The sequence below is a fragment of the Acidovorax sp. FG42 genome (assembly GCF_057809195.1).
This window is the reverse complement of record NZ_JBMDJM010000015.1, coordinates 1-12,612: the sequence shown is the minus strand read 5'-3', so window position 1 is coordinate 12,612 and position 12,612 is coordinate 1. Positions and strand designations below refer to the sequence as shown.

Here is a 12,612-nt window from a genome sequence, read left to right as displayed (position 1 = left end):
TTGGCCACACAAAAAAACCAAGACTTCATACTATCCACTGCAATACGCACCAAAATGACAACGGCCATTTCGGGAAGTCTGTTGCGGGAGGTCGCCCGTTTGTTCACACAATCGCAAAGTAGGTCAGTGGAACGCAACAGCAAGATGAACAGCCAATGCAATCTGCTCGCCGAACTGGAGCGCTCCGGGACGCTTGCGATGACTGAACTGGGCAGGCGGGTTGGACGCGAAAAAAGTTGGGTGTCGCGTTCTGTTGACGCACTGGCGACCCGTGGTCTGGTCGTCAAGGAGCCCAATCCCGCCGATTCCCGGAAATGGTTGGTCACGCTCACCGACGAAGGGTTTCAGTCAGTCAATCATTGGAATGCTGCCCTGGATGACCACGCAGTGCAATTGCTTGCCTGCCTGAGTGAGCGGGATCGTGCCGCAGTCGAGAAATCCCTTCTGTTGTTGTTGACGGCCCTGAGAGAAGACCAATCAGTCTACTGACTGATTCCTTCAATCAAGGATTTCGGATGCAAGCCGCCACCCCTGACCGATGCTGGCGCCTTTTGGACTGCGTACCTCGATGGTCGAGCCAGGGTGTGTGATTTTGGAGCGTGCCACTCATCACGGCCATTGGGGCGAATCGCATTTCCCGAGCCGCCACTCGCCATGCAAATAGGAGTGGATTTAGCCGGCTTATATTTCAATAATTGGTGTATTATTGAGAAATGAATGAGCCTGAAGTTGTCCGCTCGCTTGCAGCGCTTGCTCAAGAGGTACGCCTCCGTGTCTTCCGCGCACTCGTCGTGGCAGGCAAGGATGGTCTCACCCCTGGCGCAATCTCCGAGCAGCTGGGAGTAGCCTCCAACACCCTGTCGTTTCACCTCAAAGAGTTGGCCCATGCTGGCCTGGTGAGCCAGGAGCGCCACGGGCGCAACCTGGTGTATCGCGCCTCGTACCAGACCATGAACGGTCTGCTGGCCTACCTGACAGAAAACTGTTGCCAGGGTGCGCTATGCCTCACTGAAGAGGCCGCCTCCTGCAACTGCTGAGGGTTCCCTGTAGGGCAATCCATGCCCCAAGCGCCTGTGCGCTCAGCCCAGATTCACCTATCTCACCACCATTGACCCTGGAGTTCACCATGAGCGCAACCCCACAACCCTTGAAAGTTCTCTTTCTTTGCACACACAACTCGGCGCGCAGCATCCTGGCCGAAGCGCTGCTCAATGACATGGGTGCCGGTCGGTTCAAGGCCTACTCCGCTGGGAGCAGCCCACGCGACAACCAGCAGCCCAACCCCCTCGGACTGCAGGTGCTGCAAAAAGCAGGCATTTCCACCGAAGGCCTGCGCAGCAAGAGCTGGGATGAGTTCGCCACGCCCGACGCGCCCCAGATGGACCTGATCATCACGGTGTGCGACAACGCGGCGGGCGAGGTCTGCCCCATCTGGCTAGGCCACCCCGCCACAGCGCACTGGGGCTATGCAGACCCCAGCGAGGGCGACGGCACGGACGAGCAGCAACTTGAAGCCTTCCGCCAGACGCTGCACGCCATGAAGCGTCGGCTCGAACTGCTGGTTAGCCTTCCCGAAGACAAGCTGGCCAAGGCGGTGCTTCAGACCACCGCTCGCCAACTGGTCACAAACTGAGAAACGGGATGCAGAAATCCAGCATGAGCGTGTTCGAGCGCTACCTCACCGTGTGGGTGGTGCTGTGCATCGTGGTGGGGATCGGGTTGGGCCAGGTGTTTCCTGGAACAGCACGCGCGATTGGTGCGTGGGAAGTCGCCCGCGTGAACATTCCGGTGGGCCTGCTCATCTGGGTGATGATCATTCCGATGCTGCTCAAGGTGGACTTCGCCGCCCTGGGCGAAGTGCGCAACCACATGCGCGGCATCGGGGTCACCTTATTCGTGAACTGGCTGGTCAAGCCATTCTCCATGGCTTTTCTGGGCTGGCTGTTCATACGTCAGTGGTTTGCCCCATACCTGCCAGCTGACCAGATCGACAGCTACATCGCTGGCTTGATCCTGCTGGCCGCCGCCCCGTGCACCGCCATGGTGTTCGTGTGGAGCCGTCTCACGGGGGGCGACCCGCTGTTCACGCTGTCCCAGGTCGCGCTGAACGACAGCATCATGATCGTCGCGTTCGCGCCGCTCGTGGCTTTCCTGCTGGGCCTGTCGGCAATCACGGTGCCGTGGGACACGTTGCTCACCTCTGTCGTCCTGTACATCTTGATTCCCGTTGTGCTGGCCCAATGGTTGCGCCGGGCACTGCTGGCCCGAGGTCAAGCCGTGTTCGACGCTGCGCTGCATCGCATTGGTCCCTGGTCCATTGCTGCGCTACTGCTCACCCTGGTGCTGCTGTTCGCGTTCCAGGGCGAGGCCATCCTGCAGCAGCCCCTGGTCATCGCATTGCTGGCCGTACCCATCCTGATCCAGGTGTTCTTCAACTCGGCACTGGCGTATTGGCTCAATCGCGCAGCGGGAGAAAAGCATGCCATTGCCTGCCCATCAGCATTGATCGGTGCTTCCAACTTCTTCGAGCTGGCCGTGGCGACAGCCATCAGCCTGTTCGGTTTTCATTCGGGTGCGGCCCTGGCCACGGTGGTGGGGGTGCTCATCGAGGTGCCGGTCATGCTGCTGGTGGTCAAGGTCGTGAACTCTTCAAAGGACTGGTATGAATCCGGATCTTCCCAACGTTGATGCCACGCTCTTCGAGCAGGCCGATCTTGAGCGACTGGTGCCCGCACAGCGTTCTACCCATGCACCCCGCATCCTGCTGCTCTACGGCTCTGTGAGAGAGCGCTCCTATAGCCGATTGCTGACCGAAGAGGCTGCGCGACTGCTGCGCGCCCTCGGTGCTGAAACCCGCATCTACGATCCGCGAGGGCTGCCACTGCCGGACGCAGAGCCCGACAGCCATCCGAAGGTGGTGGAGTTGCGAGAGCTGGCCCAATGGGCGGAGGGCATGGTCTGGACCTCACCGGAGCGCCATGGCGCGATGACCGGCATCCTGAAGATGCAGATCGACTGGATACCTCTGTCCGTGGGGGCCGTGCGGCCGACCCAGGGCAAGACCCTGGCGGTGATGGAAGTCTCGGGTGGCTCGCAGTCGTTCAATGCCGTCAATCAGATGCGGGTACTGGGTCGGTGGATGCGCATGATCACCATCCCCAACCAGTCGTCGGTCGCAAAAGCCTTTTTGGAGTTCGACGAAAGTGGCCGCATGAAGCCATCAAGCTACTACGAGCGTGTGGTGGATGTAATGGAAGAGCTGGTGAAGTTCACGCTGCTGACCCGCGATAGTGCAGACTATCTGGTGGATCGGTATAGTGAGCGACGCGAGAGTGCAGACGCGCTGTCAAAGCGGGTGAATCAGCGCAGCATTTGACTGGCAGTGCTCAGGGCGCCGGCAGGCAGCTGGAGTACAGCTCCTCCGTGCGAAGAATCCTTGTCATTTGCTTGATATTGCTGGGCAGCGTTTTCCTGACCCAGACGGTATCGGCAAATCGAACAACCTTAACACTCCAGGCCCCAGATCAAGGAGTGGATCGGCCAATGCAATGGGGTGACACACGCCGTCGGCAGTTAAAAGCGATAGCCGAGCGCCATTTGGCGGAAGCTACGGGAAATTGTCGAGATGAAATCGGCGTTAGAGCAGTTGGTTTCTGTGTGCGCAGGTGACGAACATGCCCATTGCGCGATTCTGGAAAACCTCGCCGCAGACAGTCCCTCGGCCCCCAATCACAGTGCTAGCTTTGTCAAACCGAAGCGTCGCGGTGCCAAGGCCGCCCCCGCTCACTCTGGGGTAACCAACAAGCCGACAACCAGTCATTTGGATCTCATGACATGGATGCGTGGCGTACACGTGCATCGGAGCGGGCATTGAACTAGGCCGTGAGGTGGCTTGCAGAGCCATCACCTTGCACCACGATTGCGGCCAGCCCGTACTTGGGCGGGCCACGCTTGTGGCCCACCTGTTTGCATTACTTAGGCGTGGAGCCCGGAGTGGCTTCCTTGTGCGGCATGGCTTCACGCGCATTGGCCTTTTCCTGACCACGGGCTTCGGCCTTGCTGGTGTCCGCAAGGCCAGAGCCTTCACCTCGCGCTGTACCGCCATCCTTGATCTGCTTCACACCGGTTGCAGGACGGGCTTTCTTGTGGTCTTCGCCATGCGCTTGCGCCTTGGAGTTGGTATAGGGCGTGGCTTCCTGGGTGTCGCCAGCGGCGAATGCGGACGATGCTGCTGTGATGGCGAGGGCAATAAGGAGCGTTTTCATGATTTTTCCTTGGTGGGTTGAGGTATGAGCGAAAGCGCACCCATTCTTGGGGGCGCCGTCAAACACTTCTATCCCTACTTGGCAGGTTCGATGGCAGTGACGACCATCTTTCCACCCTCGTTGATCACCATGAAGCGGATCTTGTCGCCAACTTGCGTCTTGTCGAGCAGGGCCTTGTCTTTGGCTGGGAACACCATGGTCATCCCCGGCATGTCTAGATGCTTGATGTCGCCATGCTTGATGGTGATTTTCCCCGCGTCCTTGTCGATCTTTCGTACCTCTCCATCAGTCATAGAGGCCGCAGCCATGGCAGCTGGCTTGCCAGCGTCGCCCGTGGCCTGTGCCGTGACCGGCAACGACCTGAAGGTGATCGACGGGATCGCTGCCCAAGTCGAGCAGGTCGCCAAGGGCATTCCGGGAGTGACTTCGTCGTTGGCAGAGCGCCTGACGGGGGGGCGCTACGTCGATGTCCGCATCGACCGCACGGCCGCAGGGCGCTACGGGCTGAACGTGTCCGAAATCCAGGCCGTGGTCTCCGGGGCCATCGGTGGTGAAAACGTGTCTGAAACGGTCGAGGGCTTGGCCCGCTTCCCGATCAACCTGCGCTATCCGCGTGAGTGGCGCGACTCCCCGGAACGCCTGGCCCAGTTGCCCATCTCCACGCCCATGGGGCAGCAGATCACGCTGGGCACGGTGGCCAGCATCTCCATCACCGATGGCCCCCCCATGCTCAAGAGCGAGAACGCCCGCCCATCGGGCTGGGTGTATGTCGATGTGCGGGGGCGCGATCTGGCATCGGTGGCCAATGACCTGCGCGATGCGGTGGGCCGCCAGATCAAGCTGGAGCCCGGGGTCAGCATCACGTACTCAGGTCAGTTCGAGTACCTGGAGCGGGCCAATGCCCGCCTGAAAGTCGTGGTGCCTGCCACCTTGCTGATCATCTTCGTGCTGTTGTACTTGACCTTCTCGCGCATGGGCGAGGCGGGACTGATCATGGCGACGCTGCCATTCGCGCTCACTGGGGGCATCTGGTTCCTGTACCTGATGAACTACAACCTGTCCATCGCCACCGGTGTGGGCTTCATCGCTCTGGCGGGGGTCGCGGCAGAGTTCGGGGTGGTCATGCTCATCTACCTCAAGCACGCACTCGCAGAGAGATGTCCAGACGGCAGGCAGCCCACGCTGGAAGAGCTGCTGGACGCGATCCGGGAAGGTGCAGTGCTGCGCGTGCGCCCCAAGGCCATGACCGTAGCCGTCATCCTGGCGGGCCTGGTACCCATCGTGTGGAGCAGCGGGACAGGCTCGGAGGTCATGAGCCGCATCGCGGCTCCCATGCTGGGCGGTATGGTGACCGCACCGCTGCTTTCTTTGTTCGTGATTCCTGCAGCCTATGTGCTGATGAGAAAGCCGAGAAAACGCGACCAGCTGGACACTTAGGCTTCGTGAGGCAGGCTTAGGGGCGTCGAGTTTGCTGATCGAGAGGCTGCGTGGCGACGTCAGGCAATGCAGCTTCAATCGGACTGGCTCCATGGCCTGGGTGCCGATCAAAGCGGCGCTACCAGGTCAGCGGCGCCCCCCCTGTCGCTATCGCTGAAAACTGAAGACCCGATAAGAACACCGTCGCCGCCATCAATGGCACCCAATTGAGCTATCGATCAAGCATGGATGCAAAGGAGCCGACCACATCCCCACTTCTGAAATGCGTAGTGCTTGCGGGCGGCAGTAACGGGCTCAGGGGAAACACGCCTTGCGCTGGTCGATTCAGGAAGGTGGTTTACAGAATCTCAATGAGATTTTGTGGCGAGCGCCCCTCAGGACGCTCGCGGGGGGGCTATTTGGATGGCATGACCGCTTGGCGGTCCACCATCATTTGCATCATCTGTTCCATCATGGCCATGCGGCGCTCCATTTGAGCGTGCATGCCCATCATGCCGCCTCCCATGCCCGAGTTTCCAGAGGCTGCAGGTGCGGCAGGTTTGGCCTGCGCCCCTTGCTGCATCATCCCCATACCCATGCCACCAGAATTACCAGCACCCATCATGGCCATGCCGGACTGCATGAGCTTCATGTGCTCGTCCATCAGAGCAGAACGTTCGGCGGGAGTCTTGGCCGCCTGCATTTTTTTGTGCAATTCCTGCATCGCCTTCATCTGACGATCAAAGGCGTCCGGTGCTGGCGGGGTAGTAGCTGTCGGGGCAGACTGGGTGGCTACGCCACCGCTCTGCGCATCACCGGGGTGGTGGCCTGCGTGTTCGTCCGTAGGTTTTGGAGATTGCGCGATGGCACATCCCGCCACGAAAAGGGTTGTCAACAGCCCAGCGACGATATTCAGACGCATGATGGTCTCCTTGTAGGTTCAATTGCAGCATGACGACGTACGGTTCGCAGCGCCTTGATTCACATCAACAGAGGTTGTGGACCGAGACGCACAGCAGCAGCCACCGGTTGTTCGGCCCGATGAAGTCCCCACCACGGCGTCTGCTTTGTATCCGGCACGCTCAATTGCGGAGCGAACAAGCTCCACAGTGTCGTCTTCGGCTTGCCCAGGAACGCGGACCTGCCGCGCGGCCACATCGATTTCTACTTCGACACCCGCCGGCATTGGGGCCTGAGCTATTGCTCGACGAATGCGCTGGGCGCAACCACCGCACGTCATGTCAGGAACATTGAAACGGACCATGTGAGCCTCCTTCAGTTGATTCATGTTTTGACTATGAACCTTGTCACGACGAGAAGGTCAAGCCCATTCGCAAAAATCAACCGGGCGTCAAGATCGAGAGCGGCAGTCGCCAAGGCATGTAAGGCTATGCCGATGCGATCATGCTTGGCGAGTTGCATGCTAAGAGGCTCTTAACGTTTTATCGAGCCGCCTATGGACCTCGCGGACCTGCTTAAGCTGGCTTGAAAGCGCAAGCCATGTGAGGAGCTAATAGATTGGTGTTCTCTATCTCCATCCAAAAATATGGCCCACTACTCCGAACGACCGATGAGAGATCGTCAGCGGACTTCCATAGCGGCAGGACGAGCGACGGCAACCGCTGCAAAGCAGCTCACCAGCCAAAATTAACTCGCCCCAGACGCTCCCGTCGCGTGCAATTCAAAACGGCGCATCCGAACCTCCATCGCCGCGGCCCTGGCCCCATACGGCACCGCCGCGAAGTGCGGCACCCTATCCCGATACTTCACCCTGACTTTGTTATCGCCTGGCCCTACGGCTCTTGTGGTATCACTGTATGGGTGGGGAGCACTCCAGCCTTCTTGCTAGGGACGGTCTGCACGAATCCCTGCGTGATGTGCTTACGAAGGCTTGGAGCCGAGACAATAGGGCCATGAAGCAAAGCAGCCTGGGCCTGAGCAACACAGTCAAGCGCACCCGCAAGCGCGAATTTCTGGACGCCATGGAGCTGGTAGTTCCTTGGGCTGAACTAGTGGCGTTGATAGCGCCCTACGCTCCTGAGAGCGGGCGCAGAGGGCAGCAGCCCTTTGCAGTGCAGACCCTGCTGCGCATCCACTTCATGCCGCAGTGGTTCAAGCTCAGCGATCCAGCGATGGAAGAAGCGCTGCACGACGTGCCCGCCTTTCGTGACTTTGCCGGCCTGTCCCATTGGGATGAGCACATCCCCAGCGAGTCAAGCATCCTGCGCCTTCGCCATCTGCTGGAGCGCCACAAGCTGGCCGAACAGATTCTGGCCACGGTTAATGCCCTGCTGCAAGCCAAAGGCTTGCAACTCAAAGCTGGCACCGTGGTGGATGCCACGCTCATTGCCGCGCCCAGCTCCACCAAAAACCAAAGCGGCGAGCGCGACCCCGAGATGCACCAAAGCAAGAAGGGCAATCAGTGGTACTTTGGCATGAAGGCCCACATTGGGGTGGACGCGGATTCGGGCTTGGTACATACGGTGCGAGGCACCAGCGGCAACGTCGGTGATGTGATTGAAGCCAACAGTCTGCTGCACGGGCAGGAGACAGACGCCTTTGGTGATGCAGGCTACCAAGGGGTGGACAAGCGGCCCGACGCCAACAAGCACGTACGCTGGCATGTGGCCATGCGCCCGGGACTGCGTCGCGCTTTGGATAAGGACAAGCCCGTGGACGCGCTGATCGATCAGCTCGAGCGCATCAAGGCCAGCATCCGGGCCAAGGTGGAGCATCCCTTCCGAGTGCTCAAGCAACAGTTTGGATATGTGAAGGTGCGCTACCGTGGGCTCAAGAAGAACACAGCGCAGATCGTGACGCTGTTTGCACTGGCAAACCTGTGGATGGCAAGGCACAAGCTGATGGCGGGCCTGTGACAGGTGCGCGTGCAGGGGGCGTAGAGCCCCAAGAAGTCGGACGATTGCCCTCGCGCAGTGCCCACCAAGAGCACTGCACGCCCGCAATTGCTCAGAGTCAGTCCCGTTTTACTTCAGGCATCGCCAGGGCACAGTCAGGAGCGATTCGTGAAGAGTTTCCCTAGAACTCGCCGGATACTTCATGCCTACCGCTCTTGAGACAAACAGCTCCCGGCACATCGTGACCGGGCCTGTCAAGGTAGCTCGCTGCACTGAACTAAATTGCACCCTGAATACTAAAACGATTGATAAAGGACTTTGGAAACATGCCTCGTACGACAAGCTCCATGTTCATCCAGGGAACCGGGGACTGGACTCTGTATCGCACCAAAAATCAGTTGGAGTTGGACCTACATCTAAAGTCAAGGGAGAGACATCTTGGTCCAAGAGAACGACCTTATGAAGACCTAATGCAAGATGTTCACGAAAAAACTCTTGCTGCTCTGGAATGCGCCTACAACGCAGGTAACGATTCGGTGCTCATCATTCATGGAAGGTCGACTTCGAGACCTGGACGATTAACAAGCAGGTCCGTTGTCCGCAAACTGATGCGGAGCAAATTAGCCACCCCGTTGATAGTCAGAAAGCATTGCGTCCAACACGAAACTGTATTCGTAGCCGTCTTAAAGAAACGTGCTGTAGCCGAATGCGCCCCCAACTGCTGACCACAGGTACGCCCTACGGGTTCCTTCGACACAACGCTCAAAACGGCGCAGGCGGCTCCACCAACACCACAGGCCCGGTCCCGCATACAGCACCTCCCCCGAGTGCTTCACAGTCCACCCATCCAGCGCATCCATTGCTCAGGCCCCATGGGCGCAATGAGGTGGCGTACGGGATGCCAGCCAAGTCAGCGGCCGAGCGGTTTGACTATGCGTACACCTCCGCAGAGTTGCAGACTCTGGCCCAGCGGTACAGCCCGATTGCGCGGTCAGTGCGGTATCCGCATGCGGTGTTCAACAACTGCATGGAGGACAAGAGCCAGCTCAATGCACGGGAGTTTTTGGAGGCCTTGAAAGCGAGTTGAAGGCGTGCTAGATGAGACGCGAAGGCGCGGAGATTCGGCGTAGGAAGGTGCCGAGAGATTGTTTTCAATACTGGAACAGTTAGTTCGCGACTGGGTGGTTTTTCTCTGAACACCATCGGCGTACAGTTCATCCCATCGATGAGCCGAACCCGCAAGGCGACTCACCGAACCCGGTTCAGGAATGGTTTTTGACCCGGCTTTTTTGAGACGCTTTTTAACTTCCAAGGATTTTCATCATGAACAAGACCGCTCGCTTCCTCTCCGTCGCCGCTGTTGCCGCTTTCGCCGCCTTTAGTGCCCATGCTGACGAAGCCGATGGCTCGCAATTTGCCCTGAAGTTCGACACGAACCGCACCCGCGCTGAAGTGGCTGCCGAAGCCGCTACCGTGGCTCAAACACGCAGCATCGAGCCTGCTGGTTCGCGTGTGGTGACCTACAAGTCCACCGCTGACCGCGCTGCCGTGCGTGCCCAGGCTGCTGAAGCTGTGCGCACCGGCCAGATCCCTTCGGGTGAATTCAGCGCCATGTAATTTGGCAGACCAACTGCTGAGATTGGTTTGAAGCAGTTGCGGGACTTCCCATGGTGGTGGCACTTTGCATTTGCGGGTGCTGCTGCCATGGGGAGTGTTAACTGAGCCGCAGGGGCGGGCAGGCAGATCGGGCTCCCACTGGGAGCCTTTTCTGTTTGTGGGCAGCCCACCTGCAAGCAGCTGTAAAACCCTGCGGTTTCCGAGCATTCGGGCCCAAAGCGAGAGGTGATCGGTGCTCCAATCGGGCTCCGTTTTGTTCGACCCGAATGCTCCTTCTGTGAATAGTTTGTTCTCTTGGCCAGGCCGTGTGCGCCTGGCGGCTGTGCTGGCCCTGTCTCTGGCCGGCGTTGCTCTACCGAATCTTTCCTGGGCGCGGTTTCCGCAGTTCGACAGTGCGGCCCTGCTCACGCCCGAGCCCACCTCCTTTGCGCAGTGCCCGCAGTTCTTTGCGAATGGCATACCACCGGCCATCACACCCAGGCCGCAGCTGAGGGAGCTTTGTTATGAGGCCTTTGCAGTGCTTCACTCCGGGACGACCAAGACTCCGGTGTTCGTAGCCCAGAGGCTGAATCGCCAGATGCTGGAAGGGGCCAATGAGAAACGGGCCAAACGGTTCTTCGCGGATGCGCGGCTGCCCAGTGGGGAGCGTGCGGAGCTGGAGGATTACAAAAACTCAGGTTACTCCCGAGGCCACATGGCGCCGGCGGGGGATATGGCCACACCCACTTCCATGGCCCAGAGTTTCAGTCTGGCGAACATGGTCCCCCAGAATACCCAACACAACGGGGGCGCCTGGAACAAGATCGAGCAGGACACGCGGCACTACGTGAAGCGGGCCAAAGGGGATGTGTTTGTGATCACTGGGCCGGTGTTCACGGATGCGGGGCCGCGCATTGGCTCCAATGGGGTGAAGGTGCCGACCTATCTGTACAAGCTGGTCTATGACGCCACCATCCAAAGGGCATGGGCGCATTGGCAAGAGAACCGAGAGGGGGAGACGGTGGATAGGCCGATCAGCTACCAGGAGCTGGTGAAACGCACGGGCGTGGAGTTTTTGCCAAGAAGTGCACTGCAGCATTGAGCCGAGCCCGGTCAATTTGCGTAGCCACTATCCGGTGTTCAGACGAAGGGGCTTTGCGCCCCTTCCTATTTCGCTCTACCTAAGCTGCCAGAGCCGTACTTTTAGAGCAGGGACGACGCTTGCGCTCTGGCAATGCCAGATGCGCGCGGTAAAACCGCTTCTCACGGGGCATCATCAAGGTCACCAACGGATCAGGCTTGGTGATGTAATCGGCCACCGCCTGAAATCCAGCCACCGTTGCCTCATCTAACTTGTTGAACACCCCCACGCCGCAGTAACTGAACCTGTTCTTGTAGGGCGCAGCATTGCAATTGAAGTACACACCCATGCCGCCAGTGACCACTTTGGACCAATGCTCTCCGATCAGCTTGGCAATGGTGACATCCTGACGCACCATTGCGCCATTGAACAGCAGCAGCACGTGCATGTGGGCACCCTTCTGCAGCCCGTATTCGAGCTTGACGACATGGCCCAGATTGCTGGGAAAGTTCGTGCTGATGAAGGCCTTGAGCACCTCCCAGTCGCTAATGATGCGATCTGTGGAGATCGGCGAGTGCTCCTTTCCGTAGCCAAAGTCCAGGCGTAGGACCATCAGTTTCGGGAAGGCTCGCTTGAAAGCAACGAGACGCCTAACCAACGCAGAGCGCTTTCGCTGGTGCTCCCGGCGCACTGTATCGAGACGAGCAAGTATCGTTTTGTTATCTGCCAGATCAACCATTTCCACAATCAAGCGTCGGGCAAGAGGAATGGCTTGTTGTTCGTCGATCAGCACAGAAGGATCAACGTGGGGACGCAGGCGTTCGAACGCCCTAGCGACCCACTGCAGGTAAGGCTGGCGAACCTTCGCGAGGCGGTCATGAGCACCCTGCCACGTCTGACCGACTAGCAGGCTTGCGAAGCCAGAGGCAGTCCGTTCTCCAAGAGCACCTAGCCTATTTCCAACCATAAGCTTGCGCTTATTGCTTTTGCACTTCACTGCGGCTTCGTGTAGTGAAGCAATCCACTGAATATCAGTCTCTGCTGCTGATGATGATAAATGCTCATCTACTCGCCAATTACATTGCACATCGTTGACAAAGATATTCGACGATATCGAGGACTGGAGTGCACTTACTGACTCCAATTCCAATCCGTCTCTAAGGCTCAACGTGTTAACAATCAACCCATTCTTTTCAATTAATTCATCACACCCAACACTCTCATTGAAAGACATAACATACACTCCCTATTCAAAAGCTCCAATCTGAGCATCAAATAACGAAAACTCCCTGAGAAACACAATAACTCAACAGCACTTTGGAGAAAAAAACCTTTGCCACTTGCATCCTGCTTCAGCTGCATCGCGCAACTGATCCAACAAGTGCTGGGGGGGGGGGGG

The 12,612-nt window shown here is 58.6% G+C and carries 15 protein-coding genes and 1 pseudogene; 10 read left to right on the top strand and 6 right to left on the bottom strand.

All coding sequences use genetic code 11. The annotated features are described in order from the left end of the window. The first annotated feature begins 54 nt into the window (after positions 1-54). The 5 genes from ACODSM_RS15760 to arsH all read left to right on the top strand — a co-directional run bounded on the left by ACODSM_RS15760 (position 55) and on the right by arsH (position 3,376). Positions 55-489: a MarR family winged helix-turn-helix transcriptional regulator gene (locus ACODSM_RS15760; protein WP_024815622.1), complete on the top strand. Its 435-nt coding sequence runs from the start codon at positions 55-57 to the stop codon at positions 487-489. 224 nt (positions 490-713) lie between these two features. Continuing rightward, positions 714-1,037, top strand: coding sequence for an ArsR/SmtB family transcription factor (locus tag ACODSM_RS15755; RefSeq protein ID WP_063459325.1), 324 nt, complete (start codon positions 714-716; stop codon positions 1,035-1,037). Positions 1,038-1,126: 89 nt separating this feature from the next. After that, entirely contained in the window at positions 1,127-1,633 is a 507-nt protein-coding gene (locus ACODSM_RS15750) for an arsenate reductase ArsC (RefSeq protein ID WP_063459417.1), read from the top strand. A gap of 8 nt (positions 1,634-1,641) precedes the next feature. Next, positions 1,642-2,688 carry an ACR3 family arsenite efflux transporter gene (arsB, locus tag ACODSM_RS15745; protein ID WP_197506379.1) on the top strand — a complete coding sequence of 349 codons (1,047 nt, stop codon included), beginning with the start codon at positions 1,642-1,644 and terminating at the stop codon, positions 2,686-2,688. Beyond that, entirely contained in the window at positions 2,663-3,376 is a 714-nt protein-coding gene (gene arsH / locus ACODSM_RS15740) for an arsenical resistance protein ArsH (RefSeq protein WP_055396770.1), read from the top strand. The genes arsB and arsH overlap by 26 nt, the downstream gene beginning before the upstream one ends. A gap of 595 nt (positions 3,377-3,971) precedes the next feature. Here the strand turns inward: arsH and ACODSM_RS15735 are convergent. Beyond that, on the bottom strand, positions 3,972-4,265 hold the full coding sequence (locus ACODSM_RS15735) for a hypothetical protein (RefSeq protein WP_488805951.1): 294 nt from the start codon (positions 4,263-4,265) through the stop codon (positions 3,972-3,974). A gap of 74 nt (positions 4,266-4,339) precedes the next feature. After that, positions 4,340-4,678: a copper-binding protein gene (locus tag ACODSM_RS15730; RefSeq protein ID WP_488805949.1), complete on the bottom strand. Its 339-nt coding sequence runs from the start codon at positions 4,676-4,678 to the stop codon at positions 4,340-4,342. On the opposite strand from ACODSM_RS15730, the pseudogene ACODSM_RS15725 reads away from it, so the two are divergent. After that, positions 4,602-5,702: pseudogene (locus tag ACODSM_RS15725) on the top strand (efflux RND transporter permease subunit); the annotation flags it as partial. The gene ACODSM_RS15730 and the pseudogene ACODSM_RS15725 sit on opposite strands and share 77 nt — an antisense overlap. Positions 5,703-6,096: 394 nt before the next feature. On the opposite strand, the gene ACODSM_RS15720 reads toward ACODSM_RS15725, so the two are convergent. From ACODSM_RS15720 to ACODSM_RS15710, 3 genes are read right to left on the bottom strand one after another with little or no spacing between them, the layout of a single operon-like run. Beyond that, complete coding sequence (locus ACODSM_RS15720; RefSeq protein WP_488805947.1) at positions 6,097-6,603, bottom strand: hypothetical protein; 507 nt, start codon at positions 6,601-6,603, stop codon at positions 6,097-6,099. Between the two features lie 18 nt (positions 6,604-6,621). Next, positions 6,622-6,945: a heavy-metal-associated domain-containing protein gene (locus tag ACODSM_RS15715; protein ID WP_015012964.1), complete on the bottom strand. Its 324-nt coding sequence runs from the start codon at positions 6,943-6,945 to the stop codon at positions 6,622-6,624. A 20-nt stretch (positions 6,946-6,965) separates the two neighbouring features. After that, positions 6,966-7,103 carry a hypothetical protein gene (locus tag ACODSM_RS15710; protein ID WP_156391310.1) on the bottom strand — a complete coding sequence of 46 codons (138 nt, stop codon included), beginning with the start codon at positions 7,101-7,103 and terminating at the stop codon, positions 6,966-6,968. 491 nt (positions 7,104-7,594) lie between these two features. On the opposite strand from ACODSM_RS15710, the gene ACODSM_RS15705 reads away from it, so the two are divergent. The 4 genes from ACODSM_RS15705 (at position 7,595) to ACODSM_RS15690 (ending at position 11,234) form a co-directional block, all read left to right on the top strand. After that, positions 7,595-8,557: an IS5 family transposase gene (locus tag ACODSM_RS15705; protein ID WP_488805945.1), complete on the top strand. Its 963-nt coding sequence runs from the start codon at positions 7,595-7,597 to the stop codon at positions 8,555-8,557. Between the two features lie 685 nt (positions 8,558-9,242). After that, the gene (locus tag ACODSM_RS15700) at positions 9,243-9,623 is read left to right on the top strand and encodes a DUF72 domain-containing protein (RefSeq protein ID WP_488805943.1); all 381 of its coding nucleotides are present in this window, start codon (positions 9,243-9,245) and stop codon (positions 9,621-9,623) included. 236 nt (positions 9,624-9,859) lie between these two features. Beyond that, positions 9,860-10,153: a DUF4148 domain-containing protein gene (locus tag ACODSM_RS15695; protein ID WP_488805941.1), complete on the top strand. Its 294-nt coding sequence runs from the start codon at positions 9,860-9,862 to the stop codon at positions 10,151-10,153. 322 nt (positions 10,154-10,475) lie between these two features. Beyond that, on the top strand, positions 10,476-11,234 hold the full coding sequence (locus tag ACODSM_RS15690) for a DNA/RNA non-specific endonuclease (RefSeq protein WP_488805939.1): 759 nt from the start codon (positions 10,476-10,478) through the stop codon (positions 11,232-11,234). Positions 11,235-11,313: 79 nt separating this feature from the next. Here ACODSM_RS15690 and ACODSM_RS15685 read toward each other — a convergent pair whose 3' ends face one another. Beyond that, a complete protein-coding gene (locus ACODSM_RS15685; RefSeq protein WP_488805937.1) occupies positions 11,314-12,447 on the bottom strand; it encodes a YagK/YfjJ domain-containing protein in 1,134 nt (377 codons plus the stop codon). Positions 12,448-12,612: the final 165 nt, after the last annotated feature.

Excerpts from the sequence above, each read along its gene's own strand:
- ACODSM_RS15760 (WP_024815622.1), top strand. The coding sequence starts at position 55 with ATGACAACGGCCATTTCGGGAAGTCTGTTGCGGGAGGTCGCCCGTTTG.
- ACODSM_RS15755 (WP_063459325.1), top strand. The coding sequence starts at position 714 with ATGAATGAGCCTGAAGTTGTCCGCTCGCTTGCAGCGCTTGCTCAAGAG.
- ACODSM_RS15750 (WP_063459417.1), top strand. The coding sequence starts at position 1,127 with ATGAGCGCAACCCCACAACCCTTGAAAGTTCTCTTTCTTTGCACACAC.
- arsB (WP_197506379.1), top strand. The coding sequence starts at position 1,642 with ATGCAGAAATCCAGCATGAGCGTGTTCGAGCGCTACCTCACCGTGTGG.
- arsH (WP_055396770.1), top strand. The coding sequence starts at position 2,663 with ATGAATCCGGATCTTCCCAACGTTGATGCCACGCTCTTCGAGCAGGCC.
- ACODSM_RS15735 (WP_488805951.1), bottom strand. The coding sequence starts at position 4,265 with ATGAAAACGCTCCTTATTGCCCTCGCCATCACAGCAGCATCGTCCGCA.
- ACODSM_RS15730 (WP_488805949.1), bottom strand. The coding sequence starts at position 4,678 with ATGCCCTTGGCGACCTGCTCGACTTGGGCAGCGATCCCGTCGATCACC.
- ACODSM_RS15720 (WP_488805947.1), bottom strand. The coding sequence starts at position 6,603 with ATGCGTCTGAATATCGTCGCTGGGCTGTTGACAACCCTTTTCGTGGCG.
- ACODSM_RS15715 (WP_015012964.1), bottom strand. The coding sequence starts at position 6,945 with ATGGTCCGTTTCAATGTTCCTGACATGACGTGCGGTGGTTGCGCCCAG.
- ACODSM_RS15710 (WP_156391310.1), bottom strand. The coding sequence starts at position 7,103 with ATGCAACTCGCCAAGCATGATCGCATCGGCATAGCCTTACATGCCTTG.
- ACODSM_RS15705 (WP_488805945.1), top strand. The coding sequence starts at position 7,595 with ATGAAGCAAAGCAGCCTGGGCCTGAGCAACACAGTCAAGCGCACCCGC.
- ACODSM_RS15700 (WP_488805943.1), top strand. The coding sequence starts at position 9,243 with ATGCGCCCCCAACTGCTGACCACAGGTACGCCCTACGGGTTCCTTCGA.
- ACODSM_RS15695 (WP_488805941.1), top strand. The coding sequence starts at position 9,860 with ATGAACAAGACCGCTCGCTTCCTCTCCGTCGCCGCTGTTGCCGCTTTC.
- ACODSM_RS15685 (WP_488805937.1), bottom strand. The coding sequence starts at position 12,447 with ATGTCTTTCAATGAGAGTGTTGGGTGTGATGAATTAATTGAAAAGAAT.